This is a genomic window from Rathayibacter agropyri, from assembly GCF_013249015.1.
Classification (GTDB): domain Bacteria; phylum Actinomycetota; class Actinomycetes; order Actinomycetales; family Microbacteriaceae; genus Rathayibacter; species Rathayibacter agropyri.
Genome location: NZ_JABRPL010000001.1, coordinates 282,368 through 307,178, shown reverse-complemented (window position 1 = coordinate 307,178; position 24,811 = coordinate 282,368). Strand labels below are relative to the sequence as shown.

The following is a 24,811-nucleotide window of genomic DNA, read 5'->3' as shown; positions in this document are numbered from 1 at the left end:
AGAGGCCGAGGTGCGGTCTGCGGATGCCCGACGTCGGGGGTGGTGGTCCGGCACTTCCGCATCGGACCGACTGCCCACTGTAGCGAGCGGCTGTCGTGCATTCCCCTGCTGGTCAGCGCTCATCGCACGTTCCTCCTTCGGCGGTCTCGACCGAGGGCCGGAGCAGCCGTCCGGCATGTCCTGAATGCGCGAGGGCGAGGAGGACGTTCCGGTGGGTCACGATGGAACAGTACGGGCGGCCCGATGCCCCCCGGGAGGGCTGGCGCCGCGCCCGGTGCATCGGCTACGCCGACGTCAGTGGGAGCCGAGCCTGCGGCGCAGGAGGTCGATCCGAGCCTGCAGCTGCGTGACGCTCGCTTGCGCCACCGCCGGACCGCCGCACAGCCGTCGCAGTTCGGTGTGAACCTGCCCGTGCGACTCACCGCTCCCGCGGGCCCACAGCCCGACCAGCGAGTTCAACAGGCTCCGTTGCTCTTTGAGGGTGCGGTAGAGCGGCGCCGGGATCTCGCTCGCCGTCTCCGCCGGGGCCGCCGCACCCGTACGGGCACCTGCCCGCTTCGCCTGACGCTGCTGCCGGTTCTGCAGGAGTTCGCGCACCTGGTCGGGCTCGAGCAGGCCCGGCAATCCGATGAAGTCGAGCTCCTCCTCGCTCTCGACCTCGACCTCCATCCCGAACTCGGAACCCTCGTAAACGACGCGATCGAAGGTCGCGGCAGAGCCAAGCGACTCGAACCGTCCTTCCTCGAGCAACTCGGACGAGGCCTTCTCGCTGCGCTCGGCGTCGGCCATCAGGTCGGCCTCGGGGTACTCCTCGTCCTCCGACGATCGGCAATCGAGTGCGTGGTCGCGCTGCACCTCCATCGACCCGGCCAAGGCGAGCAGGCCGGGCACGTTCGGAAGGAACACCGAGGCGGTCTCGCCGCGTCGCCGGGCGCGCACAAACCGACCGATCGCCTGCGCGAAGTACAGCGGAGTCGACGCCGAGGTCGCATAGACCCCCACGGCGAGCCGCGGCACGTCGACACCCTCCGACACCATCCGCACGGCGACCATCCAGCGCCCGGTGTCCTGTGCGAACTCTTCGATCCGCTCGCTCGCCTCCTTCTCGTCCGAGAGGACGACGGTGACCGGTTCGCCACTGATCTCGCGGAGCATCGCGGCGTAAGCCCGGGCGGAGTAGTGGTCGGTCGCGATAACGAGGCCGCCCGCGTCGGGAACTGCGCGCCGCACCTCGGTCAAACGCGTGTTGGCTGCACGCAGCACCGAGGGGATCCACTCGCCTTTCGGGTCGAGCGCGGTCCGCCACGCCTGCGAGGTGATGTCTTTCGTGTTGCCCTCGCCGAGTCGCGCCTCCATTTCGTCGCCGGCCTTTGACTTCCAGCGCATCTGGCCGGCGTACACCATGAAGAGAACGGGGCGCACGACGCCGTCGGCGAGCGCACGGCCGTAGCCGTACGCGTAGTCCGTCAGAGAGGTGCGGATGCCTTCGTCGTCCGGCAAGTAGCTGACGAACGGAATAGGCGCCGTGTCCGAACGGAACGGCGTCCCGGTCAGCGAGAGCCGACGCACGGCGGGCTCGAAGGCCTCGCGGACCGCGTCCCCCCAACTGAGCGCGTCACCTGCGTGGTGCACTTCGTCGAGGATCACCAGGGTGCGACCCGACAGGGTGAGCTCGCGGTGCAACTCGGCGCGAACCGCCACCTGCGCATAGGTGACGGCGACCCCGTGGTAGTGCCGGGCATGCCGGCCCATGCGGTTCGTGAAGGTGGGGTCGAGGCGGATCCCGACGCGGTGCGCGGCCTCGGCCCACTGGCGCTTGAGGTGTTCTGTCGGGGCGACGACCGTGATGCGGTCGACCGTACGGTTGTGCAACAGCTCCGCGGCCAGGCGCAGAGCAAATGTGGTCTTTCCCGCCCCCGGGGTCGCTGCAGCGAGGAAGTCGCGCGGCTCGTGCTGGAAGTAGGCCTCGAGCGCCTCGGCCTGCCACGCCCGGAGCTTGTTGGCGGTACCCCACGGGGCCCGCCCCGGGAACGACGGGGACAGGTGCTCAGCGGCGGACGTGCCGACCTGATGACCGAAGCTCGTGGGAATGCTCACGTGGATCGAATCTAGCCGACCCCTCCGACAGCGGACGGTCCTCCGCGGCGCCTTTCGGCAGGCCCGGCGTGTCGCTCCATACCGCGCCTCCCGCGGCGCCCCAAGTGACGTCGGAGCACAATGGAGGAATGGTCGAGCAGCGTCATCCGTGGTCCCGCTACGTCGCCCTGGGCGACTCCTTCACCGAGGGCATCGGCGATCCCGAGCCCGCCAGCCCCGGCGGGCACCGCGGCTGGGCCGACCGGGTGGCCGAGGTTCTGGCCAGCCAAAACGACGACTTCGCCTACGCGAACCTCGCCGTTCGTGGGCGCCTCCTGCAGCAAATCGTCGATGAGCAGGTCGAGCCGGCCCTGGAGTTGCGGCCCGACCTCATCACGATCTCCGCCGGCGGCAACGATGTCATCCGCCCAGGCACCGACCCCGACGACATCGCGGCACGTTTCGAGTCGGGCTTGGCACGGCTGCGCTCGAACGGAGCGACGGTGGTGCTCTTCACCGGTGTGGACGTCGGCTTCTCCCCCGTGTTCAGCCGCATCCGCGGGAAGGTCGCCATTTACAACGAGAATCTGCGGGCGCTGGCCCGGCAGTACGACTGCATCGTCGCCGACCAGTGGTCACTCCACGAGATTCAGGATGTGCGGATGTGGGCGCCCGATCGCCTGCACCTCAACCCGCACGGGCACCACGAGGTGGCTCGCATGGTGCTCGAGGCTCTGAACGTCGAGAACGACCTGCGACCCCTCGCTCCCGCGCCGCTACCTGCTCGTACGTGGCGCGCGGCACGCACGGAGGATCTGCAGTGGGCCCGTGAATACCTCGTGCCGTGGGTGCTGCGCCGAGTGCGGCACCAGTCCTCCGGCGACTTCATCACGGCGAAACGCCCGTCGGCGCAGCTCTGGCATGTCGGCGCCACCCCTCCCGGCGGCGAGGCGCCAGGCAACGCCACTCCGGAGCAGGTCGCCGCCGATATCGCCACGGCCGGAGTCCGGATCGAGGTCCCCGGCGACTAGCGGAAGAGTTCACCCGGGTGAGTGATCCGCCAGCCGAAGCCGGGATCCTCGATCGCGCCGTCCGCGACGAGCGGCAGCTCATAGGGCGTGCCGTTCACCTGCATCGTCGCCGTTCCGACACGCTCGCCGTCGGCGACGATCTCGACGGGATCCAGGGCGATGGTGGTGGTCGTGGAGACGCCACCCCAGACCAGCACCGACCGCGCTTCGGCAGTCTCCGCCGTCACCGTCTCTCCCCAGGCGCTGGTCAGACTGCCGTAGTCCTGCCCCTCGGCGCTCAGCGGGACGGTGCGGAACCCGGCCTCGATGCTCGGGATCAGTGTCAGCACGTCGGCCGCGAGCTGCGGATGCGTCTGAGCCCCGACCACAACGCCGACCAGGGTCACCGCTTGCCCCTCGACGGTGGCATCCAGCGAGAAGAGCAGGCAGGAGCCGGCCTCGTCGGTCGTGCCGGTCTTGATCCCGTCGATGCCGGAGCGACCCAGGAGCGAATTCGTGTTCTCGAGCGTCCCGACACCCGGGAGGGTCGCGGCGGGCATCGCGACGATCGGCGCCAACACGGGATCGGTGACCAGCAGCTCGCCGAGCCGCACCATCTCGGCGGTCGTGCTGACCGTCGCCGGCGACAATCCGCTCGTGTCAGCGAGTGAGGTGTGCTCGAGCCCCTGCCCGTCGAGCCAGGCCCGCGAGGCGGAGAGGAACGCCGCCTCGGAGCCGTAGGCCCAGATCGCGAGCGACTTCGCATAGTTGTTGGCGGAGGGGAGCATCATGGCGGTCAGGGCCTGCCGCTCGGTCAGGCGCAGGCCGTCCGTCACCGGCGCGCTCGAACCGTTCTCAGCGAGGGTCTCGTTGTAGTACTGCACGTCGGCGCTGGTGAAGGTGATGGTCGCACCGTCGGTGCCGTCGGCAAGAGGTTTCGCGGCCAGGATCATCAGTGCCGTCACCACCTTGGCGATGCTCCCGGTGGGCAACACCTCCTGGGAGCCGTAGCGCGCGAGAAGCCCGTCCTCCTCCGCGCCCTCGATGCCGACGGCCGCCACCGCGCCGGAGCCGTAGGCAGGCCAGGCCACGGCCGGTGTATCGAGGGTGCTCGGGACGGGTTCGACGACAACGGCGGTCGCCGCGGGGAGCTCCGCGGTCGCTGCATTCGTCGCGTAGGCGCCGCCTGCGCCGACCAGAACGGTGGCGAGCACCACGCCCACGACGAGCGGCCCACGACGACGCGGACGCCCCACCCGGCTCGCAGCGTGCCCGGGCAGCTCATGCGCATCGTCGGGCCGGGTCACGGAGGTCATCCCGTCATCGTAAGGCGGCGTTGCCGCACGCTCCTTGAGGCCGAGCCCTGGCGCCTCCTGCCTCACTTCACCGACAAGGCTTTCAGCCGGAACCCGTCATCACGCAGCGGTGTGGTCCTGCGGACTCTGTGGTCGTCGCAGTCCTTCCCAAAATGGGGATGTCACTCCGTAGTGACGTGCGAGTGCAGGGAGCACAGGAGCGGACACCCCTGCACGCGTCATAATGTCGTCGAGCGACGCGAGGATATCGACGACCGATCGCGGGTCGAACTGCCCGACGGCTTTCTTCGCTTTTCCTCGCACGTTGTTCGGCGTGGGGCCGGCGTCGAGCACCGAGTGATGCCAGAGGCGGCCGTGGTGAGCGCAGCGATTGCGAAGATAGACCAGTGCCCGGACACGGTAGGAAAATCCTGTCTTGCCAACTCCGAGACCTGAGGCGACCACGTCGCCGAGGGTACCGTGCGCTCCCCGTTCGATCGTCTTGGAGAGGGTTCCGAAGGACCACGCTTCGACCGCCGACCAGACGGGCAGGGCGCTGTAATCGAGGCCCTTATCCACGGTGGCTCTGAAGCGCAGGATGTGGTGGTCCTTGCTGCGGTCGATATCCCGCAGGCAAGAATCGACGGTCGGTTCACGATCACCGATGTCGGTGTAGAAGGTCGCCTGGAGGAAGCGACCGTAGGCGCCGTGGTGGTCCGCGATGCAGCGAGCGACATGAGTGCGGAGCACAAGCTCGACCTGGGCGAGTGGTCCGGCCAATCGTGAACGGAGCGCTTCGTCGGCCTCCTGGATCGCTCGGACCTCCAGGAACGAGGTGCCCGCTCGGAAGGAGTCGTCGCCGAGATGCGGCGCTTTTTGGAAGTACCGGGCGTAGCCGGAGAATCGGTAATAGTTCGTCGCCGTGAGAAAGGCGGCACAGTCCGACTCGTCATCGACGATAAGCCCGCGTCTGATCAGCAGGTCGACCTGCTGGGCGACGGACAGGCACGGCTTCACGGGTCATCCAGGAAAGAGAAAGGCCCCTCCCATGTGAGCGTCTGCGAGAGGCTTGGGAGGGGGTCGATTAGCGCAAACATATATCAAGGCTCTTCCCGTCCGCAGGACTTCCTGCGGATCCGGCACGAAACGGGCGGTATCTGGTCGCGGTCTCGGCTGACGGTGCGCCGCCTCAGTGCCCGCGCGTCAGTGCCCACAGCGCCACGGCCCCGGCCGAGGCCACGTTCAACGAGTCGACACCGTGCAGCATCGGGATCGTCACCACCGTGTCCGAAGCGTCGAGCGCTGCACGGCTCAGCCCGTCCCCCTCTGCTCCGAGCACGACGGCGACGCGCTCCGGCCGCGCCGCCGCGTACTCATCGAGCGGCACCGCGTCGGGGGCGAGCGCCAGCGCGGCAACCGAGAAGCCCGCCGCGAGCAGCGTCTCCCGCGCGGGCGCCCACTCCGGTGTGCGGGTCCACGGCACCTGCAGAACCGTACCCATGCTGACGCGGACGCTGCGTCGGTAGAGCGGATCAGCGCATCGCGGCGTGACCAGCACGGCATCCGCGCCCATCCCGGCTGCCGCGCGGAAGACAGCCCCGACGTTCGTGTGGTCAACGAGGTCTTCGAGGATCACCACGAGCGAGGCACCCTTGAGCAGCTCGGCCATCGGTCGCAGCGGCGGACGATGCATCGAGGCGAGCGCACCGCGGTGCAGGTGGAAGCCGGTCAACTCCTCGATCAGCGGATCAGGCCCCACGAATACTGGTACCTCGGGAAAGCGCTCCAGCACGGCGGCCGCGTCCGGTAGCCGCTTGTGCTGCACCAGGACAGACCTCGGCCTGTGCCCTGCGTCGAGCGCACGGCCAATGACCTTCGCCGATTCGGCGATGTAGAGGCCACCCTCCGGCTCCAGCACCCGCCGCAGCGCCACATCGGTCAGGCGATGGTAGTCGGCGAGGAGGGGGTGGTCGAGGTTGTCGATGGGCACGATCGGCATCCCGGCAATCTAGGGCACGCCGCGGACTAAACTCGCCAGGGGCCGCCCGAACGGCTGTCGAAGGAGGCGCGGATGGAGTCGAGTCCGACATCGGTCGCCACGGGCCCCGCGGCTCTGGCGATCGAGCAGGCCGTTGAACTCCTCAGCGGGCGACGCATCGCCGCCGTGACCGGTGCGGGCATGAGCACCGACTCGGGCATCCCCGACTACCGTGGTGCGGGCGCCCCGGTGCGCAGCCCGATGACGTACTCGCAGTTCGTCGCCGACCCGAACTACCGCCGCCGCTATTGGGCGGGCAGTCAGCTCGGATGGCGCCGCTTCACGAGCACCGTCCCGAACGCCGGGCATCGCGCGCTTGCACGCCTGGAGGAACGCGGCCTGCTCGCGGGCGTCGTCACCCAGAACGTAGACGGACTGCACGTGCGGGCCGGTTCCCGCCGCGTCGTTGACCTGCACGGCTCCGCCGACCGCGTGCGCTGCATGACCTGTGGCCAGTACTTCGCCCGCGACGCGGTCGCCGAGCGAATCGAGGACCTCAACCCCTGGCTGGACGATCCGGGCGTCTCCTCTCTCAACCCCGACGGCGACGCGGAGGTGCACGACGTCTCGGCGATGTCCGTGCCCGCGTGCACGGTGTGCGGCGGAATCCTCAAGCCCGACATCGTTTTCTTCGGCGAGTTCATCCCCACCGAGCGGTTTCAGGAGGCGCGCGCCATCGTCGCGGGCGCCGACGCTCTCCTCGTGGCGGGATCCTCCCTGGTCGTGAACTCGGGCATCCGATTCCTCGAGATCGCACGCCGGGCGAAGATGCCGATCGTCATCGTCAACAGAGGCGCCACCAAGGGTGACTCTCGCGCCTCGATCAAGATCGACGGCGGCACCAGCGAAGTGCTCCAGGAGTTCGCCCAACGCCTGCCCGCACCGCACTCCGCGGCACTCTGACTCCGCTACGGCCGCTCCGACCCGCCCGACCCCGACCTCCCGAGAGGCCCCCGTGACCCAGTTCACCCTCGTCCGACACGGCCAGACCGACTGGAACGCTGCCCGCCGCATCCAGGGCAGGAGCGACATCCCCCTCAACCCGGTCGGCCGCTCGCAGGCCCGCGCAGCCGCCCGCCTCCTCGGAGACCGGCACTGGCACGCCGTGGTCGCAAGCCCTCTCCAGCGCGCCTACGACACGGGCGGGATCATCGCCCGCGGCCTCGGCCTTGACGAGCCGCTGGCCGTGCCCGGTCTCGCCGAGCGCTCCTACGGCGACGCTGAGGGGATGACCGGACCCGAACTCACTGAGCGGTTCCCCGGTGGCATCGAGGGCGGGCGGGTCCCCGGCTGCGAGACTCGGGCCGAGGTCGTCGAGCGCGCCACCGCAGCGCTGCTCGAACTCGCCGAGCGCTTCCCTGGCTCCTCCGTCGTCGTCGCCACCCACGGCGCCGTGATCGGCAGCCTCCTCCGCGCTCTGAGCAGCGACGACCTGCCGTCGCACGGCATCTCGGTGGGCAACGGCTCGCGGCACGACTTCGCGATGGTCGACGGTGCACTGCGCGTCGTCGGCTGTGACGACTCCGGTGACGTCGTGGTCGCCGACGTCGACCTCGATGACGTTCTCAGCCCGACCGCGGGCACCTAAGACTCAGCGGCCGCTGAGATCGCCGAGCAGCCCGAAGAGCACCCGGGCGGAGTCGCGCCACGAGTACGCCGCCGCCCGCTCGCGCGCTAGGTCCGACTGCCTGCGCCACACCGCGCCGTCCTCGAGCAAGCGCACGCCGTCGGCAATGGCCTTGGCGCTTGACGGATCGACGTAGACCGCCGCATCCTGCGCGATCTCGCGGAAGATCGGGATATCGCTCACGACGACCGGCGTCCCGAGGGCCATCGCCTCGACCAGCGGGATTCCGAATCCCTCGTCGTGGCTCGCCGTGACGAGCGCCGTCGCCCGTGCCAGGACCGCACGGTACTCCGCATCCGGAGCCCCCTGGTGAAACACCAGCTTCGCAGTCGGTGCCAGCGCACGCAGCGTCTCGACCGTCTCGTCGCTCGCCCGGCTCATCAGGTGCAGCTCGTAGTCGGGCAGGAGGCGCATCGCCCGCGCCAGCGACTCGACGTTCTTGTACGGCATGAACGAGCCCATGTAGACCAGGGAGCGCGCCTCCGACCGGTCGGGCAGCGACGCGGCGAGTGCGGCGCTCGCCTCGTCCGGCTCGGTCGCCGCATTCGGCACGACGACCACGGGCCGCGTCGTGAGGCGGTGTTCGCGGATCAGATCTCGCGTGGTTTCCGACACGGTCACCACGGCATCCGCCCGCTCGAGCAGTCTGCGCTGCGGCCACCAGGCCAGGTGGTAGAGGCGCCAGAGTCCGCGCACGGGCGCCGACAGATCGCGCGGCGGCGTGCGGTGGCGGTAGTAGATGAGGTCGTGCACGGTGAGAACGAGACGGTAGCGGCGGCCGAGCGACCCCATCGTCTGCATCGGCGAGAACACCACATCTGGCCGTAGTCGGTTGACCAGCAGCGCGACGAACGGCTCGAAGGGGCTGCTCGGACCGGTCACCCGCTCCCACGGCAGCGCGGGCAGCATCGTGAGCTGGCGGCGGTCGCTGATCAACATGATCACGTCGTGCAGCAGCGCGAGTTCACGGACCAGCTCGGCCGTATATCTACTGATGCCGTCGTGGCGCTCGAGCCGGGTATACCGGCAGTCGACGACGATTCTCATCGGTCGATCCCCTCCTCGAGGGCTGCGCGGAGGACTGCGGCGGCCTCGTCCGGCGTCTCGTAGTGAATCAGATGACCGACACCATCGATCACGTGCAGTCGACCGTGGGGCAACTGCTCGAGCAGACGGTACTGCGCAGAGAGCGGAGTGATGTCGTCCTGCGCCGCCGCGATCAGCTGCGTCGGGACGGCGATGCGAGAGGCGTACTCGCCAACGTCGTGCGAGACCGAGGCACGAAACGCCTCCAGCACGGTGTCCCGCGAGGCGAACGCGCTGAAGTAGCGATCGTGCTGGTCGTGCACGAACCGACGCAGCGACGGATCCTGTGTCTTCACCATCGCCAGGCTCATCACCCGCACGATCGGTGGGGCGCTGAGCAGGCGGTCGCCGAGCGGGCGCGGCAGCACCGCACCAAGCCTGTAGTAGAGGACGGCGAGGCGCGTCAGAACGCCGCGAGGTCCCGCCAGCGCCGGCGCCCCAATGGGGTTCACCAGCACCAGGAGCGGCGTCGGCAGCCCGTCTGCAACCGCCGCCGCCGCGATGATGGAGCCAAAGGAGTGGCCGAGCACGACAGCCAGACCGCGCAACCCGAGCGCGTCGAGGAACCCGTTCAGCCAGGAGGCGTACCCGTCAACGTCATGTGGCTCCGCGGTCATTGGCGGAGAAGCGCCGAAACCCGGCAGGTCGGGCGCCACAACCCGGACGTCCGCTCCCCCACCCAGGAGGCGAGCGATCACCGGCTCGAGGCCGTGGTGCTCACCGCGGAACCCGTGCACCAGAACCAGCACGGTCGACGCGGTCGACGATCCGTAGGTCCAGTACGCGGTCGGCGCTCCCGCGACGTCCACCGAGGCCTCCTCGATCAGGAGACGGCCGAGGTCGGCGGCGTAGGGGGAGGGTGACGTCATGACGCTCCCCATCGTAGGGAAAGCCCGTGGAACTTCTCGCCGCAACGCCTTGCGTGGCCCTGATCCAAGCCGCAACCATGAGCACGCGCTCGCATCGCGGCGTACCGCCCCCGTCTCGCGAGACGGTCATCCGCTCAGGCAGCAGCAGAAGGAGCACCGTGAGCTTCACGTCGCCGATCCAACTCCCCGGACTCGCCCTCGACCCCCAGTGGTACCGCCGGGCGGTGTTCTACGAGGTGATGATCCGGTCGTACTACGACTCCAACGGGGACGGCGCCGGCGACATCAACGGACTCGCGTCCAAGCTCGACTATCTGCAGTGGCTCGGAATCGACGCCCTGTGGCTCCCGCCCTTCTACATGTCTCCTTTGCGCGACGGCGGCTACGACGTCTCCGACTTCACTGCGATCCTCCCCGAGTTCGGCACGATGGAGGACTTCCGCGACCTGGTGCGGAAGGCCCACGAGCGCAATATGCGCATTGTGATGGACTTCCCGCTCAATCACACCAGCGACCAGCATGAGTGGTTCCAGCAGTCGCGCTCGGACCCGGAGGGCCCGTACGGCGACTTCTACGTCTGGAACGACACGGACGACAAGTGGCCCGATATCCGCATCATCTTCGTCGACACCGAGGATTCGAACTGGGCATTCGACGCTGAACGCCGCCAGTTTTACTTCCACCGCTTCTTCTCGCACCAGCCCGACCTCAACTTCGAGAACCCGGCGGTGCACGAGGCGATCCACGACGTGGTTAAGTTCTGGCTCGACCTCGGCGTCGACGGCATCCGCCTCGATGCAATCCCCTACCTCTACGAATCCGACGAGGGCAACGGTGAGGGCGAGCCTCCGACGCACGACTTCATCAAGAACCTGCGCACAATGGTCGACCGCGATTACCCGGGCCGCATTCTGATCGCGGAGGCGAACCAGTGGCCGCGCGAGGTCGCCGCGTTCTTTGGCACCGAGGAGGAGCCCGAATGCCACATGGCGTTCGATTTCCCGGTGATGCCGCGCGTCTTCTACTCCCTCCGCGCGCAGACAGCGAATGAGCTAAAGAAAGTGCTCTCCGAGACCTTCGATATCCCCAGCGGAGCCGCCTGGGGCGTGTTCCTTCGCAATCACGACGAGTTGACTCTCGAGATGGTGTCGGAGGAGTACCGCCAGGCGATGTACGGCTGGTACGCCTACGACCCGCGGATGCGCTCCAACATCGGCATCCGGCGCCGCCTTGCGCCACTGCTCGATAATTCGCGCGCGGAGCTCGAGCTCATCAACGCGCTCCTCTTCTCCCTCGCCGGCAGCCCCTTCCTCTACTACGGCGACGAGATCGGGATGGGCGACAACATCTGGCTCAACGACCGCGATGCCTCACGCACGCCCATGCAGTGGACGCCCGACCGGAACGCCGGCTTCTCCGCCGCCGATCCGGGCAAGCTCGTGCAGCCGATCGTGCAGTCACTCGTCTACCACTACAACCAGGTCAACGTGGAGGCGCAGCTCGCGCAGTCCCGCTCGCTCCTGCACTGGATGCGAAACGTCTTGCACGTGCGTCGCGGACACCCGGCGTTCGGCCTCGGCTCGATGCGTGTGCTCGAGACCGACCACGAGTCGGTGCTCGCCTTCGTGCGCGACTACGCCGGTTCGGGCAGCGAGATGGGCGACCAGCCCGAGGAGGTGCTCTGCGTCTTCAGCTTCAACCACAACCCGGTCTCGGTGACGATCACCGACCCCGAGAACCCCGGATCGACTCTGAACGACCTCTTCGGCGGTGGACGCTTCCCCGGCTTCTCCGAGGACGGCACGCTCACGATGACCCTCGGCACTCAGGGCTTTTTCTGGCTGCACGTTGCGAAGGCGCCCGTGGCGCGCTGAGCCGGCAGCACGGAACGGGCCTCGGGCCGATGTCAGAGGCCCCGTTTATGCTGTCCGCGTGAGCACCACCGCGCAGACCGAGCCCACCCTGTTCGACGATGCCGAGTTCGAGAGTGATCCCGAGCTTGACAGGCCGGGCGAAATCGCCCCGGCCGCGGGGGCGTGCTGGTTCGATCTCCTCGCCGTGTTCGATCTCGAGACAACCGGCATCGACGTCCGCACGAGCCGCATTGTCACTGCGTACGTCGGCGTGCTCGACGCTGCGGGCGAGCCCCTCGAGGGGACGACCTGGCTGGCCAATCCCGGGGTCGAGATTCCGCCTGGTGCGAGTGCCGTGCATGGCATCACCACCGACCACGCCCGCGAGCACGGTCGCCCTCCCGGCGAGGTCGTCGCCGAGATTTCGGAGTCGCTGCGCTCACTTCTCGCCCGCGGCATCCCGGTCGTCGTCTACAACGCTCCCTACGATCTCTCGCTCCTGGCACATGAAGCGCGCCGCTGGGGCGTGCCCGTGCTACTCGATCCGAGCCCGGTGATCGATCCGCTCGTCATCGACAAGGCGGTCGACCGCTTCCGCAAGGGCAAACGGACTCTGACCGTCGCTGCCGAGCACTATGGAGTCGCGCTCACCGACGCCCACGACGCCGGGTCCGATGCGATCGCCGCTGGCCGCGTCGCCCAAGCCCTCGGCCGCGCCTATACCGACGAACTCGGCGTCGACGCCGAGGCCCTGCATAACCTGCAAATCGACTGGTGCCGCACCCAGGCCGAGTCGTTCCAGGAGTACATGCGCCGAGCGCGCGACGGTTCGTTCGTCGCTGATGGCACCTGGCCCGTCCGCCACTGACGCTCCCTAGGTGAGGGTGCGCCCCTCCCGCAGCAACGCCACGTACTCCGCGATCCGCCGCTCTCGCGTCTCAGGCCGCTTGAGCTGCGAGAGCCGGAACAGGAACGCGAACCGCTTCTGCCCGCCCACCGTCGCGAAAAAAGTCTGCGCCACCGGATCGCCGTCGAGCGCCGCCTGGAAGTCGGCCGGCACCTCTGCGTCGCGCTGGCGGTACGCCGCGTCCCAGCGCCCGTCTGCCCGGGCCCGCTCGACCTCCGCGAGCCCCGCGGGCAGCATTCGCCCCTCCACAAGCAGCCGAGCCACATGGTCACGGTTGACCTTCGACCACGGGCTCGCCCGACGCCTTGGAGTGAACGCCTGGAGCTTGAACTGCTCATCGAAGGCACCCGCTTGCCCATCGATCCAGCCGTGGCAGAGCGCGACGTCCAGCGCGTCGGCATAGGTAATTCCCGGATCCGTGGCCGCCTTCTTTCGCAGCTTGAGCCGGACACCTCCCCGGTCGGGCTCCCCGCGCAGGTACTCGTCCCACTCGTCGGCTGTGCTAAACGGCAAGATCGGCTTGTCCGCGAAAGACACCATGCCGGGACGCTACCGCGTCCGCTCCCCCATCGCGCTAGGGATACCCGAAGTACCGCTCCTCCCGAGTCCCCGCGAGTCTCCAGCCCCGACCACCGCCGCTGGCGGCTACGTCGTGCTGCACCGACCGACGTGCGCATCCGTCGACTCGAAGCCGCTGCTGACAGAACCAGCCCCGAGAACGACGAAGGGCCCCCGACCGCGAGGTCGAGGGCCCTTCGAGGACGTGCTACTTGCCGAAATTCTTGAAGCGCAGGTTGAACTTCTCGACGCGGCCGGCCGAGTCCATGATGCGCTGCTTGCCCGTGTAGAACGGGTGCGAGGCGGAGGAGATCTCGACGTCGATGACGGGGTAGGTCACGCCGTCGAGCTCAATCGTCTTGCTGCTCTTCGCGGTCGAACGGGTGAGGAAGGTCTCACCGGACGCGAGGTCGCGAAAGACGATCGCGGAGTACTCGGGGTGAATGTCGGTCTTCATGGTCGTGTCCTGTCGTCGATAGTCCTGAACCGCACCTGTCGTTGACGGGAACGGGTGGAAGGAGGTGGGCACGGGCCCGAACCAGCTATCGAGAATACCAGACGGGGAACGGACGGAGAAGGCGCACCGCGCGCGTCATGAATCCTCAGCCGCGACCGCGGGCCGAGAAGCGCCCGTTCTCGCGCGCGAGTGCGATGTCGAGCCCAAAGGTCTCGCCCAGGGTCGCCTCGGTCAGCGACTCCTCGAGCGGGCCAGCCGCCACGACCGCGCCCTCGCGCAGGAGCAGCGCGTGCGTGAATCCGTCGGGAATCTCCTCGACGTGGTGCGTGACCATGATGATCGCGGGCGAGGCTGGGTCTTTCGCGAAGCCGCCCAGCAGTCGCACGAGTTCCTCGCGGGCACCGAGGTCGAGGCTGGCCGCCGGCTCGTCGAGCAGGAGCAGCTCAGGGTCGGTCATGATCGCGCGGGCAATTTGGACGCGCTTCTGCTCGCCGTCCGAGAGGGTGCCGAAGGTGCGCTCAGCGAGGTGCTCGAGCCTCCACTCGGCCAGGACACGGCGGGCACGGCGCTCATCGATCGCGTCGTAGCCCTCGTTCCAGCGCCCGGTCACGGCATACGCCGCTGTCATGACAACATCGAGCACCGTCTCGCCGGCCGGTAGACGACGGGCCATCGCGGTAGACGCGTAGCCGATGCGCGGCCGCAGCTCGAACACGTCGACTCGGCCGAGGGTCTCCTCGAGCAGGTGCGCGGCCCCGGTCGAGGGGTAGTTCTGCGCGGCGGCGATCTGCAAGATCGACGTCTTACCGGCGCCATTGGGACCGAGGATCACCCAGCGCTCGTCCTCGGCCACGTCCCAGGACACGTGATCGAGGATCCGCTTGCCATTCCGGATAAAGGAGACATCAACGAACGAGATAACGCTGGGCATGGCAGCCATTCTAAAGGGAGGGAGTTGAGCAGCTCAGACGAGCGACTCGTAGATGGCTCGGGTATCCCGTGCGATCTGGGTCCAGCTGAAGTGGCTCTGCGCGCGCTCGCGGCCGGCCCTGCCCATCCGCTTCGCCGCCTCGGGATCGGCGACGACCTCAGCGAGTGCCGCGGCCAGATCCGCGACATAGCGTTCGGGATCCACGGGAGTGCCGGTTCCGTCGGTCACCTGCTCGATCGGCACGAGCCGACCCGTCACCCCATCGACCACGACCTCAGGGATGCCGCCGGTCGCCGTGCCGACCACGGCCGCACCGCAGGCCATCGCCTCGAGGTTGACAATTCCGAGCGGCTCATAGATCGACGGGCAGACGAACGTGGTCGCGGCGGTCAGCACGGCGGAGAGCTGGTGTCGCGGCAGATGCCGGTCGATCCAGACGACGCCGGTGCGCTCCTCCTGGAGACCGCGAACAAGCGCCGTCACCTCGGCCATGATCTCGGGAGTGTCAGGCGCACCTGCACAGAGCACAAGCTGCACGTCGGGCGGCAGGGTCGCCGCGGCGCGCAGGAGGTAGGGCAGGCCCTTCTGCCGGGTGATGCGACCGACGAAAACCACGGACGGCCGCGACGGGTCGATGCCGAGTTCCGCCAGGACGGCCTCGTCCTCGATCGGGTGCCATGCATCGAGGTCGATGCCGTTGTAGACGACGTGCACCTTCGCCGGGTCCAGCGCCGGGTAGGAACGGAGGATGTCCGTGCGCATGCCGCCGGACACCGCGATCACGGCGTCGGCGTTCTCGTACGCCTCGCGCTCGATCCAGCTCGACACGCGATAGCCGCCGCCGAGTTGCTCGGCCTTCCACGGCCGCAGCGGCTCGAGGCTGTGCGCCGAGACCACATGCGGAATGCCGTGCAGCAGTTGAGCCAGGCGTCCCGCCGCGTTCGCGTACCAGGTATGGGAGTGAACCAGATCGGCTCCTGACGCGTCCTGCGCGATCTGCAGGTCGACCCCGAGCGTCTGCAACGCGCCGTTCGCCTGCGCCAGCTCTGCGGGGACGGGGTACGCGAACGTCCCCTCCTCCTCCCGTGGCGCCCCGAAGCAGCGCACCACGACCTCCAGATCGCTGCGCAGCGCCTTCGTCAGCTCGGCGACGTGCACACCGGCGCCCCCGTACACCTCGGGCGGATATTCCTTGGTCAGCAAATCGACTCGCACCCCCGAACCGTAGTACAGCGCACTGGTCCGGCGACAGACGGGTCCGCTCACCAGCCCCAGCCCCTACTGTTAGGCCATGCAGTCAAAGAAGATTTTCGGCATCGTCCTCGCCGGCGGCGAGGGAAAGCGACTCATGCCCCTGACGGCCGACCGAGCGAAGCCCGCGGTGCCGTTCGGCGGCCAGTACCGGCTTATCGACTTCGCGCTGTCCAACCTGATCAATTCCGGTCTCACCCAGATCGTTGTGCTGACCCAGTACAAGTCGCACTCGCTCGACCGCCACGTCTCGCAGACCTGGCGCCTCTCCGGACTACTCAATTCCTACGTCGCCTCGGTGCCCGCGCAACAACGCCTCGGCAAGCGCTGGTTCAGCGGCTCGGCCGACGCCATCCTGCAGAGCCTCAACCTGATCCGCGACGAGAAGCCCGACATCGTCGTCGTGGTCGGCGCCGACCACGTCTACCGGATGGACTTCTCGCAGATGATCGACGCGCACGTCGCGTCGGGCGCCAAAGCCACGGTCGCGGCTATCCGCCAACCGATCGAACTCGCCGACCAGTTCGGCGTGATCCAGCTCGCGGGCGACGAGGCGGGCGACGGAATCGTCCCCACGATGATCTCGGAGTTCCTCGAGAAGCCGAAGGACGCGGTGGGGCTCGCTGACGCACCCCATGAGGTCCTCGCCTCGATGGGCAACTACGTCTTCGATGCCGACGCGCTGATCGACGCGGTCATCCGCGACGGCGAACTCTCCACCTCCGATCACGACATGGGCGGCGACATCATTCCGGACTTCGTCGCCCGCGGAGAAGCCGGCGTCTACGACCTCAAGCTCAACGAGGTCCCCGGCTCGACCGATCGCGACCGCTACTACTGGCGCGACGTGGGCACCATCGACTCGTTCTTCGAGGCGCACCAAGACCTCATCTCGGCTCTGCCGGTGTTCAACCTGTACAACCAGCAGTGGCCGATCTTCTCCTCACAGCTCAACTCGCCGCCCGCCAAGATCGTGCGCGACGGTAAGGGCAACATGGGCTCGACGATCGACTCGGTGGTGTCGCTGGGCACGGTGATCTCGGGTGCGCACATCGAGCGCAGCGTCGTCGGCCCGTGGACTGTCATCGAGTCGAACGCCACGGTCACCGACTCCGTCGTCTTCGACAAGGTACGGATCGGCCCGGACGCGCTCGTCGTGCGCGCTATCCTCGACAAAGACGTCGTCGTCGAGCCCGGCGCTCGGGTCGGTGTGGACCACGGTCACGATCGCGAGCGCGGGTTCACCGTCACCGAGTCGGGCATCACCGTTGTCGGCAAGGGGGTCGTCGTCCACCCGTAGCATCCCCGCGGGTGCTCATCAGCACGCCCACCCAACCGATTGGCCCGGCCCTTGAGTGAGCGTTCCGCGACGCCTTCCCGCTTCCTCGTCGTCCTCGACGCGGACTCCACCCTCCTGCAAGACGAGGTCATCGAACTCCTCGCGGTGCATGCTGGCTCCAAGGAGCGAGTTGCCGCCATCACCGAGCGGGCGATGCGCGGCGAGCTCGACTTCGGCGAGAGCCTGCGCGAGCGGGTCGCGACACTCGCGGGTGTCCCGCAGGCGGTCTTCGCCGGGGTGAGCGCAGGCGTCCGAGTTACCCCCGGGGCGGCGGAACTGGTCGCCGCGGTTCATGTCGCTGGCGGTCGGGTCGGAGTCGTCTCCGGGGGCTTCCACGAGATCCTCGACCCGGTCGCCGATGCCCTCGGCCTCGACTTCGTCCGCGCAAACCGGCTCTGCTGCTCTGACGACCTCCTGACAGGAGCCGTCGACGGCCCGGTCATCGACGCGGCGGCGAAGGCGAAGGCACTGCGTGAGTGGGCAACCGAGACCGGCGTCCCTCCGCAGCGCACGATCGCTGTGGGCGACGGGGCCAACGATCTCCAGATGATGGCCGTCGCTGCCCTGGCCGTCGCCTTCAACGCCAAGCCTCTCGTGCGCGAGCGCGCCGACCTCGTCGTCGGCGGCCTCGACCTCGCGCAGCTCCTGCCGGTCCTCGGCCTCCGCGGCTGAGCTCTCACGGCCGGCGATCGCGACCAGCCCCGGGAAGCCGAGGGCCAGCGCTCAGCTGACGAGCGCAGCTTATCTTCGTCTGTCTCAGCCCAAGAGGGTTATCGAATCAGTGCCCCATCCCGAGGCCGCCGTCGACAGGGATCACAGCGCCGGAGATGTAGGCCGCCTCGTCGCTGGTGAGCCAGCGGGTGACCTTCGCGACTTCTGCCGCCGTGCCATAGCGCGCGAGAGGAATGCTCTTGCGGTACTCGGCCTGCTGTTCGGCCGGGAGCGCGGCCGTCATATCGGTCTCGATGAAGCCCGGGGCGACAACGTTGGCGGTGATATTGCGGGCGCCCAACTCCCGCGTGAGCGAGCGAGCGAAGCCGACCAGGGCGGCCTTCGACGACGAGTAGTTGATCTGACCGGGCGAGCCGTACAGGCCGACCACACTCGAGATAAGCACGACGCGGCCGAATCGCTGCTTGAGCATGCCCTTGGATGCGCGCTTGACCACGCGGAAGGCGCCGGTGAGGTTCGTGTCGATGACGGAGGTGAAATCCTCCTCCGTCATGCGCAGCAGCAGAGTGTCGCGGGTGATGCCGGCGTTGGCTACCAGGATTTCGACAGGACCGAGTTCGGCCTCGATCTGCGTGAAAGCGGCGTCGATGGAGGCGGCATCGGTCACGTCGGCGACCACGGTGAGCGACCCCTCCGGACCCGAGCCCGAGCGCGCCGTGACGGCGACCCGGTGACCGGCGGCCACGAACTCCTGGGCAATGGAGTACCCAATCCCCCGGTTGCCCCCGGTGACGAGGACGGTGCGCGGCGTGGTCATGGTGTCCCTCCTGCCGGCACGCGGGCGGCGCCGGACAACCCGTACATCCTAGAGGCGCCCAGCGCAACAGATCCGAGGATGCGGGCCACCCGGCCTGCCCCCACCCCGTGGGACGTAGGCTTACAGGGCTGTGAAATCACGCGAGACACTCACCTCCCTCCCGCCGTCGCCGAGCGCCGAGCGGCGCTCCCGTGCGATCAAATATTCGATCGCGATGAGCATCCGCCTGCTGTGCGTGATCTGCCTCCTCTTCGCGCACGGCTGGTGGCTGCTCTTCTTCGCGATCGGAGCCGTCGTCCTTCCGTACTTCGCCGTCGTGCTCGCCAATGTCGGGAGTGCGGGCGAGAGGGGCAACGTCGAACGACCGGGAGCGATTGTGCTGTCCCGGCCCGCTCCGCGGCCGGCTGCCGACGCCCCGGCTGCCACGAACAGCGGTGTCGGCACCGACGTGCCCGAGGGCGGCGACCCCGCGGGACAGCACTCGTGATCCCGCTGGGTCGGGTACCGGACGTTCACGCCTGCTCTCGGGCCGGCTGTCCGAACACCGCGACCTGGGCCATCGAGTGGCGCAATCCCCGTCTTCACGCGGAGGATCGCCGGAAGACCTGGCTCGCCTGTGGCGAGCACCTTGAGTTCTTGCGCGAATTCCTCCTTGCACGGGAGTTTCCGCTCGAGGTAAAGCCGCTCTACACCGTCGATCGCGGGGCCGCGCAATGAGTGAGGACGCGCCTCACCCGTCCTGGCGCTTCGTCTTTTCACGGCGGTGGTTCGGCTACCTCGCACTGGCCGTCGTCTTCGCCGTCGCATGTGTGCTGCTCTCGCGGTGGCAGGTCGCTCGCCTGGACCAGGCGGCCTCCACCAACCGGTTGGTGACGGCCAACTGGACCGCCGATCCGGTCGCGCTTGACGGACTGCTGCCCGCTGCCGCGGCCTGGGACGACTCGCTCGAGTACCGTCCCGTCGAGGTCAGCGGCGTGTACGAGGTCGACGGCCAGACGCTCGTGCGCAACCGCCCCTACAACGGCAATCCGGGGTTCGAGGTCCTGACGCCGCTCCGTCTCGGCGACGGCAGCGTGTTCATCGTGGACCGCGGCTGGGTGCCTGTTGGCTCGAACCAGGACTCCCCCGATACGGTCCCCGCTCCGCCCGAGGACCAGGTCACGGTCATCGCCCGGCTGAAGCCGGCGGAAGGCCGCATCGAGGGCCGCTCCGCTCCGGCCGGTCAGATCGCCACGATCCAGCTGGACGACCTCTCGGCGCAGCTCGAGGAGCCGCTGCGCACCGCCGCATACGGTCTGCTTGTCGCCGAGGCGCCGGCTCCCCTCGATGCTCCCCCGCTGGCGGCGATGAAACCTGTCGCCGACGAGGGCCTGCATATCAGCTACGCGATTCAGTGGGTGCTCTTCGCTGTCATGGGGTTTGGGGGGCTCGGCTGGGCGATTCGGCACGAGTACCGCCTCCGCAACGCCGACGACCCCGAGGTGGTCGCGGCAGAGGAGCGCCGCGAAGCACGGCGCCGCCGTCGGGGACGCAGCGACGCCGAGGTTGAGGACGAACTGCTCGACGCCCGCTAGGTGGACGAGGCGTGAGTAGCCCTTCTGCCTGGACTCAGCCTCTAACGAGGGAACGCGAGAGGTCACACAGACACTGCCGTTGACGGAGTCAGCGTTGACGCGCGCTCGCCTCGGCGAGAGTCGAGAGAGTGGAACGCAGTCCCGGGAAGGCGCCGTCGAGATCGTCTGATCGAAGAGAAGTCCACCGCGTGGTGCCGTCTTTGCGGCTCCGCGTGTATCCGGCTTCACGGAGAGTCTTGAGGTGGTAGCTCATCGTTGGCAGAGGGATGTCAAGCCGTTGAGCGAGCGCGGAGCACGTGTATTCATTGCCGTCATCGAGAATGTCAAAGACGCGGAGACGGACGGGATCGGCAACGGCGCGGAGAAGGTTAATGACATCGACGGAGCCGAGTTCTGGGTGGAAGGTCCGGGGCGCCATGACGTCCTCTCATGAAAGGGGGCCAATACTGGTCGTATTCGCCCCCTCACACTACTTCGACTCTCTCGAGACGACGACAATTACCTCGACTGGCTGAGAGGCTCGCGGGGTGCCGGAACGACGGCCGAGGGGGTGACTCGCGCCGCTGCTCGACGGCTCAGCCAGTTGTTGAGAAGGAGCGCAGTGAGGACGATCGCAGCGCCGAGGAGAGCGACCGGACCGGGGCGGAAGCCGCCGATCATGCTGATGGTGAACGTCGTGACGGGGACCAGGTTCATGAAGAGCGTGCCGTTGAGCGCACCGAGCATGCCGATGCCCTTGTTCCACGACAGGACGGCGACGACTCCAGCGAAGATGATGAGGTAGGCCAACTGCGGCCAGCCCGCGAGGACATGCTCGACGGTGGGCACAGACACGTAGCCGACGGCCGTCGCGACGATGACCGCGGCGGCGATGGAGATGCATCCGAGCGCCGTGGTCAGGGTGGTGTACCGGAGAGCGGACCATCCGGGGAATGCCCCGGCACCTCGGGTGTAGCTGACCCAGCAGATCGCGCCGAGGAGCGCGAGGAATTCACCCAGTCCGAGCTGTCCGCTGGCCAGCTTGCCGACGTCGCCCTGAGTGATTACGAGCGCGACTCCAATGAAGGCGAGCACGATACTGCCGACGGTGTAGAGCGGGGGAACCTTCCGCGTGGCGACGGCCCCGACAATGGCCCCGATGGCAGGCATCATCGCCATGATGAGGCTGACATTCGGAGCGCTCGTGTAACTCAGCGCGGTGAAAGCAAGAAGGCCGAATCCGGCGAATCCGGAAGCGCCGAGAAGAAAGAGTCGAACGGTCTTACCTTCGGTGCCGAAGGCAGGGCGGCCTTCGGCGCGCAGGAGCATCAGGATAAGGATCGCGGCGGCGAGGCCATACCGAATGAGCGTCATGTAAAAAGCATTGACCGTCGGGGAAAGGCTGTTTGCGATCGGGAACATGCCGCCCCAGATCAGCGGTGGAATGAGGCAGTAGACGACTGCTGCGAACGATGTGTTTTTCACGGTGCTCCTTAGTTCTTCGGGAGTGACTCAGTGACGAGGCTGGTTGGTGCGAGGGTTGTGGTCAGATCGAACTTGCCGGTGGAGGAAAAAACGAGTCGCTCGACCGTGTGGACGCTGACGGGCAGTTGCACCCGGCGTTGGACCGCGATTCGGGCGGCGAGGTACTTCAGCAGTGCGGGCTCCGTGGTCGGCTGGCGGCGGAGCGCGAGGACGACCGACAGCGAGGTCCCGTCAGCGGCCACCTGGGCGGCGACGTCGGTGACATCGGGGAGTAGGCGAACATCGTCTTCGAGCCCGAGGAGGTCGCCGCATGCCGTGGCGCTGGCGCACCGACTGGATCGGCCGAGGATGCGGAGGGTGCCGTTCTGCTCAAATCGACCGACATCAGTCGTGAGGACGTAGTGCCGGTCGTCGATGTCGACCGACGGGATCGCCGCATTCGCATAGCGTTGGGCGCTCATATAGCTCGCGATAGCGATTCGGCCGACGTCGCCCGGCTCAGCGAGCGGCTGATCGTCGTCGTCGAGAACCGCGACGTGAGAGCCGTCAAGGACTCGACCAGACGTGCGCGGGTCTATGAGCAGGTCGGTGGGATCGGCCATGACGTTCACGCCGGTCTCGGTCGTGCCGTAGTAGGAGTGCAGGACGGGGCCGAGGGCGCTGTGCACCTGTCCAACGAGCGTGGCTGGAACATGTCGCCCTCCGGTCAGGAGGAAACGCAGGCTGGAGCGCAGGCGCTGGCCGTGACTGCGACTCGCCAGTTCCGCCAGGACCTGCGTGAGCATCGGCGGCACGAGGAGCGTGGCGGTGATCGCGTTCTCCGTGATCTGAGTCGCCACCGCGGTCGAATCCGGCTGCTCGATGACGACCGAGGACCCGGCCGTGAGAAAGGTTCTGGCCCAGCCGTGACTAGAAGCGTGCGAGAGCGGAAGGCAGAGAAGGAACCGGTCGGTCCTGTTGAAGCCGAATCGCGCGATGAACATCGCAGTGCGTCGCTTCTCGCTGGGTGTGTCGCGAAGTACCAGCTTGGGCGTGCCGGTCGTGCCCGAGGTGAACCCGATGGCTCGGAAATCTCGCTGGCGCGATATCGGCGTCCCCGTCAGAGTCGGGATGTCCGCGTACTTCACCGCTCCGGCGCTGGTCGTGATGACCAGCCGCTCGTCAAGGGTACGGAGGAGCATCGTCGGTTCGACCGCCCGCAGCTGCTCCTCCCTGACTGCCGGCGACTGAGCGGGGTCGAGCGCGACCCAGGGGACCCCCAGAGTGGCCACCGCACTCGTACAAACGAAGACGGCGGCACTGACGTCGGATTCGACAGCGACAACGTCGAGGTCGGAGTGCAGCTGAGCGTCGACCCACGGGAGGATCCGTTCGACCTCTGCGGCGTAATCCCGCCAGGTAAGCCGAGTGTCCGCATGCTCCAGGGCGATGGCAGTCGGCATGGCGCGGGCATGGCGGCGGATGACGTCGAGAGTGATCATTCGATATTTCCCCTGACATCACGGGTGGGGATGTAGAAGATCTCGGCTCCGGCGCTGCCTTCCTCGCGCAGCGTCCGATCGTGCGCGCTGGTCCAGACATCACCCGGGCCCGCGATAGGAACGCCGGGCGGGTAAGGGATGACATGGCAGTCGACGAGGGATCCGATCGCGAAGCGGCTGATCTCGCTTTGTGCCGCCATCCGTCGCTCGCGAGCCAGCGAATGCAACGCCCCGAGCAGAGCAGCGACATCGGACGCGTCCACTCCGATGTGAAAGTGGAGGGTGAGACCGGCGGGGCTGCAGCGCGCGATGTAGATCCCGAACTCGTCGAAGAGCCGCTGTCGAATTCGACCGGACTCGCCCAGATCACTGACGTCCAGAGTCATCCGCATCGGATCGGTGAAGAAGACGCCGGACGATTCATCGACCGTGTTGGCATTGCGGATCACCTGCTGGAGAAGGGGATCCGTCCGGATCGAGGACGCGAAATCTTCGCGGAGCCGAATGGCGGACGACACGGCGGCCTGCCCCACCATCTCCGCATGCAGGCGTGCCAGATCAAGAGACGCGAGCATTGTCCAGGAGGGCGAGGTGGTGTGATTCGTGAAGACCGCCCGTCGGATGCTCGGGTCGACCTCGGTACCGAGAGCGTGGAGATAGGAGCCCTGCCGCAGAGCGCACATGGACTTGTGCGCGGACATGGTGACGATGATCCGAGGAAGTGTGGCTCCCCGCAGTCGGAGATCCCGCGCCGCGCGTAACGCTGTGTACTGGACGACGTCCTTGTGGAACGAATGGATGGCTGTCCAGGCAGAATCGATGAGGATCGCCGTCCCCGGGGACGCTTCCATGAGTCGGGGCAGAACATGATCGAACCGCAGGATGCGACCGTCGTAGGACGAGGCAGTGATGGCAACGATGGTGAACGGGCGCCCCGCGCGATAAGCGGATCGCAGCTGCTCGGCGATGCTGTCCAGATCCGGGCTCATGACGGAGCCACGCTGAACCTCGTTCACCGTCGTCACCTCCATTCCGAGAGCCGTCGAGGCGAAGGTCATCGATTGATGGGAGGAGCCATCGAGCAACAGCCGGGATCCCGGCCCGCCGAGTGCATCCAGCGCGATGCGGTTCGACTGGGTCGTGCCTCCGGTGACGAAGTAGGTGGAGTCTGCGCCGAAGGCGACGGCCGCCGCCTCCTGAGCAGCCGCGAGCGGGCCGACCGGAGCGAAGAACGAATCGAGAGCACGACCAGAGAAGCTCACATCACTCGTGCCCCCGTCGAGCAGCGCGGCGTAGCGATCATCCAGTTCCGGCGGCAGTGACCGTCGAACGCCGCGTAGTGGGAGCGCATGGAAGTTGATGGTGCGCCGTCCCGACGTCAGAGTTCTGAGCCGGTCTGCGAGTGGAGCGGTTCGTTGCGGGCGGCCTGCACGGGGATCTCGACTCATGACGCTGCCGCCTCTCGCTAATTTTCATGTGCGTCTAACTATCGAACGACGAGAGCGT

General features: G+C 67.6%; 24 protein-coding genes. 9 read left to right on the top strand and 15 right to left on the bottom strand.

The window, feature by feature from the left end:
- Positions 1-294 precede the first annotated feature (294 nt).
- A complete protein-coding gene (locus HRF29_RS01440; RefSeq protein ID WP_343043600.1) occupies positions 295-2,097 on the bottom strand; it encodes a DEAD/DEAH box helicase in 1,803 nt (600 codons plus the stop codon).
- A gap of 128 nt (positions 2,098-2,225) precedes the next feature.
- Here HRF29_RS01440 and HRF29_RS01435 point away from each other — a divergent pair, with 128 nt between their 5' ends.
- Positions 2,226-3,107: an SGNH/GDSL hydrolase family protein gene (locus tag HRF29_RS01435; RefSeq protein ID WP_173243584.1), complete on the top strand. Its 882-nt coding sequence runs from the start codon at positions 2,226-2,228 to the stop codon at positions 3,105-3,107.
- Here HRF29_RS01435 and HRF29_RS01430 read toward each other — a convergent pair.
- The 3 genes from HRF29_RS01430 to HRF29_RS01420 all read right to left on the bottom strand — a co-directional run bounded on the left by HRF29_RS01430 (position 3,104) and on the right by HRF29_RS01420 (position 6,380).
- Positions 3,104-4,402 carry a D-alanyl-D-alanine carboxypeptidase family protein gene (locus tag HRF29_RS01430; RefSeq protein WP_173243581.1) on the bottom strand — a complete coding sequence of 433 codons (1,299 nt, stop codon included), beginning with the start codon at positions 4,400-4,402 and terminating at the stop codon, positions 3,104-3,106. The two genes, HRF29_RS01435 and HRF29_RS01430, sit on opposite strands and share 4 nt — an antisense overlap.
- 99 nt (positions 4,403-4,501) lie before the next feature.
- A complete protein-coding gene (locus HRF29_RS01425; protein WP_173243578.1) occupies positions 4,502-5,398 on the bottom strand; it encodes an Abi family protein in 897 nt (298 codons plus the stop codon).
- Between the two features lie 172 nt (positions 5,399-5,570).
- A complete protein-coding gene (locus tag HRF29_RS01420) occupies positions 5,571-6,380 on the bottom strand; it encodes a TrmH family RNA methyltransferase (RefSeq protein WP_173243575.1) in 810 nt (269 codons plus the stop codon).
- A gap of 72 nt (positions 6,381-6,452) precedes the next feature.
- On the opposite strand from HRF29_RS01420, the gene HRF29_RS01415 reads away from it, so the two are divergent.
- Together HRF29_RS01415 and HRF29_RS01410 are read left to right on the top strand one after the other, a co-directional pair.
- Positions 6,453-7,322, top strand: coding sequence for a Sir2 family NAD-dependent protein deacetylase (locus HRF29_RS01415; protein WP_173243572.1), 870 nt, complete (start codon positions 6,453-6,455; stop codon positions 7,320-7,322).
- A 52-nt stretch (positions 7,323-7,374) separates the two neighbouring features.
- On the top strand, positions 7,375-8,007 hold the full coding sequence (locus tag HRF29_RS01410; RefSeq protein WP_173243568.1) for a histidine phosphatase family protein: 633 nt from the start codon (positions 7,375-7,377) through the stop codon (positions 8,005-8,007).
- Between the two features lie 3 nt (positions 8,008-8,010).
- Here the strand turns inward: HRF29_RS01410 and HRF29_RS01405 are convergent, their stop codons facing one another.
- The gene (locus HRF29_RS01405) at positions 8,011-9,093 is read right to left on the bottom strand and encodes a glycosyltransferase family 4 protein (RefSeq protein WP_173243565.1); all 1,083 of its coding nucleotides are present in this window, start codon (positions 9,091-9,093) and stop codon (positions 8,011-8,013) included.
- Positions 9,090-10,001, bottom strand: a complete 912-nt coding sequence (locus HRF29_RS01400; RefSeq protein ID WP_173243562.1) for an alpha/beta fold hydrolase — start codon at positions 9,999-10,001, stop codon at positions 9,090-9,092. The genes HRF29_RS01405 and HRF29_RS01400 overlap by 4 nt, the downstream gene beginning before the upstream one ends.
- Before the next feature lie 158 nt (positions 10,002-10,159).
- Here HRF29_RS01400 and treS point away from each other — a divergent pair, with 158 nt between their 5' ends.
- Positions 10,160-11,875 carry a maltose alpha-D-glucosyltransferase gene (gene treS / locus HRF29_RS01395; RefSeq protein WP_173243559.1) on the top strand — a complete coding sequence of 572 codons (1,716 nt, stop codon included), beginning with the start codon at positions 10,160-10,162 and terminating at the stop codon, positions 11,873-11,875.
- Between the two features lie 142 nt (positions 11,876-12,017).
- Positions 12,018-12,722 (top strand): exonuclease domain-containing protein, encoded by a 705-nt coding sequence (locus tag HRF29_RS01390; RefSeq protein ID WP_173245806.1) that lies wholly within the window; start codon positions 12,018-12,020, stop codon positions 12,720-12,722.
- 6 nt (positions 12,723-12,728) lie between these two features.
- On the opposite strand, the gene HRF29_RS01385 is transcribed toward HRF29_RS01390, so the two are convergent.
- The 4 genes from HRF29_RS01385 to glgA all read right to left on the bottom strand — a co-directional run bounded on the left by HRF29_RS01385 (position 12,729) and on the right by glgA (position 15,922).
- The gene (locus HRF29_RS01385; RefSeq protein WP_173243556.1) at positions 12,729-13,301 is read right to left on the bottom strand and encodes a YdeI/OmpD-associated family protein; all 573 of its coding nucleotides are present in this window, start codon (positions 13,299-13,301) and stop codon (positions 12,729-12,731) included.
- Between the two features lie 226 nt (positions 13,302-13,527).
- A complete protein-coding gene (locus HRF29_RS01380) occupies positions 13,528-13,776 on the bottom strand; it encodes a type B 50S ribosomal protein L31 (protein ID WP_173243553.1) in 249 nt (82 codons plus the stop codon).
- Positions 13,777-13,921: 145 nt separating this feature from the next.
- Positions 13,922-14,707: an ABC transporter ATP-binding protein gene (locus HRF29_RS01375; RefSeq protein ID WP_173243550.1), complete on the bottom strand. Its 786-nt coding sequence runs from the start codon at positions 14,705-14,707 to the stop codon at positions 13,922-13,924.
- A 33-nt stretch (positions 14,708-14,740) separates the two neighbouring features.
- On the bottom strand, positions 14,741-15,922 hold the full coding sequence (gene glgA / locus HRF29_RS01370; protein ID WP_173243547.1) for a glycogen synthase: 1,182 nt from the start codon (positions 15,920-15,922) through the stop codon (positions 14,741-14,743).
- Between the two features lie 76 nt (positions 15,923-15,998).
- Here glgA and HRF29_RS01365 point away from each other — a divergent pair, with 76 nt between their 5' ends.
- Together HRF29_RS01365 and serB are read left to right on the top strand one after the other, a co-directional pair.
- Positions 15,999-17,258, top strand: a complete 1,260-nt coding sequence (locus tag HRF29_RS01365; protein WP_173243544.1) for a glucose-1-phosphate adenylyltransferase — start codon at positions 15,999-16,001, stop codon at positions 17,256-17,258.
- Positions 17,259-17,309: 51 nt separating this feature from the next.
- Positions 17,310-17,969 carry a phosphoserine phosphatase SerB gene (gene serB, locus HRF29_RS01360; RefSeq protein WP_246226574.1) on the top strand — a complete coding sequence of 220 codons (660 nt, stop codon included), beginning with the start codon at positions 17,310-17,312 and terminating at the stop codon, positions 17,967-17,969.
- Between the two features lie 106 nt (positions 17,970-18,075).
- Here the strand turns inward: serB and HRF29_RS01355 are convergent, their stop codons facing one another.
- Positions 18,076-18,786: a beta-ketoacyl-ACP reductase gene (locus HRF29_RS01355; protein ID WP_173243538.1), complete on the bottom strand. Its 711-nt coding sequence runs from the start codon at positions 18,784-18,786 to the stop codon at positions 18,076-18,078.
- 130 nt (positions 18,787-18,916) lie between these two features.
- On the opposite strand from HRF29_RS01355, the gene HRF29_RS01350 reads away from it, so the two are divergent.
- Together HRF29_RS01350 and HRF29_RS01345 are read left to right on the top strand one after the other, a co-directional pair.
- On the top strand, positions 18,917-19,273 hold the full coding sequence (locus tag HRF29_RS01350) for a DUF3099 domain-containing protein (protein WP_173243535.1): 357 nt from the start codon (positions 18,917-18,919) through the stop codon (positions 19,271-19,273).
- Between the two features lie 226 nt (positions 19,274-19,499).
- Positions 19,500-20,360 carry an SURF1 family cytochrome oxidase biogenesis protein gene (locus HRF29_RS01345; protein ID WP_173243532.1) on the top strand — a complete coding sequence of 287 codons (861 nt, stop codon included), beginning with the start codon at positions 19,500-19,502 and terminating at the stop codon, positions 20,358-20,360.
- 88 nt (positions 20,361-20,448) lie between these two features.
- On the opposite strand, the gene HRF29_RS01340 is transcribed toward HRF29_RS01345, so the two are convergent.
- From HRF29_RS01340 to HRF29_RS01325, 4 genes are all read right to left on the bottom strand, one after another.
- On the bottom strand, positions 20,449-20,778 hold the full coding sequence (locus HRF29_RS01340) for an ArsR/SmtB family transcription factor (RefSeq protein WP_173243529.1): 330 nt from the start codon (positions 20,776-20,778) through the stop codon (positions 20,449-20,451).
- Positions 20,779-20,858: 80 nt separating this feature from the next.
- On the bottom strand, positions 20,859-21,824 hold the full coding sequence (locus HRF29_RS15255; RefSeq protein ID WP_173243526.1) for an EamA family transporter: 966 nt from the start codon (positions 21,822-21,824) through the stop codon (positions 20,859-20,861).
- Positions 21,825-21,832: 8 nt separating this feature from the next.
- Entirely contained in the window at positions 21,833-23,305 is a 1,473-nt protein-coding gene (locus HRF29_RS01330; protein ID WP_173243522.1) for a class I adenylate-forming enzyme family protein, read from the bottom strand.
- Positions 23,302-24,567 (bottom strand): aminotransferase class I/II-fold pyridoxal phosphate-dependent enzyme, encoded by a 1,266-nt coding sequence (locus HRF29_RS01325; protein ID WP_173243519.1) that lies wholly within the window; start codon positions 24,565-24,567, stop codon positions 23,302-23,304. Before HRF29_RS01325 ends, HRF29_RS01330 begins: the two co-directional genes overlap by 4 nt.
- Positions 24,568-24,811 lie beyond the last annotated feature (244 nt).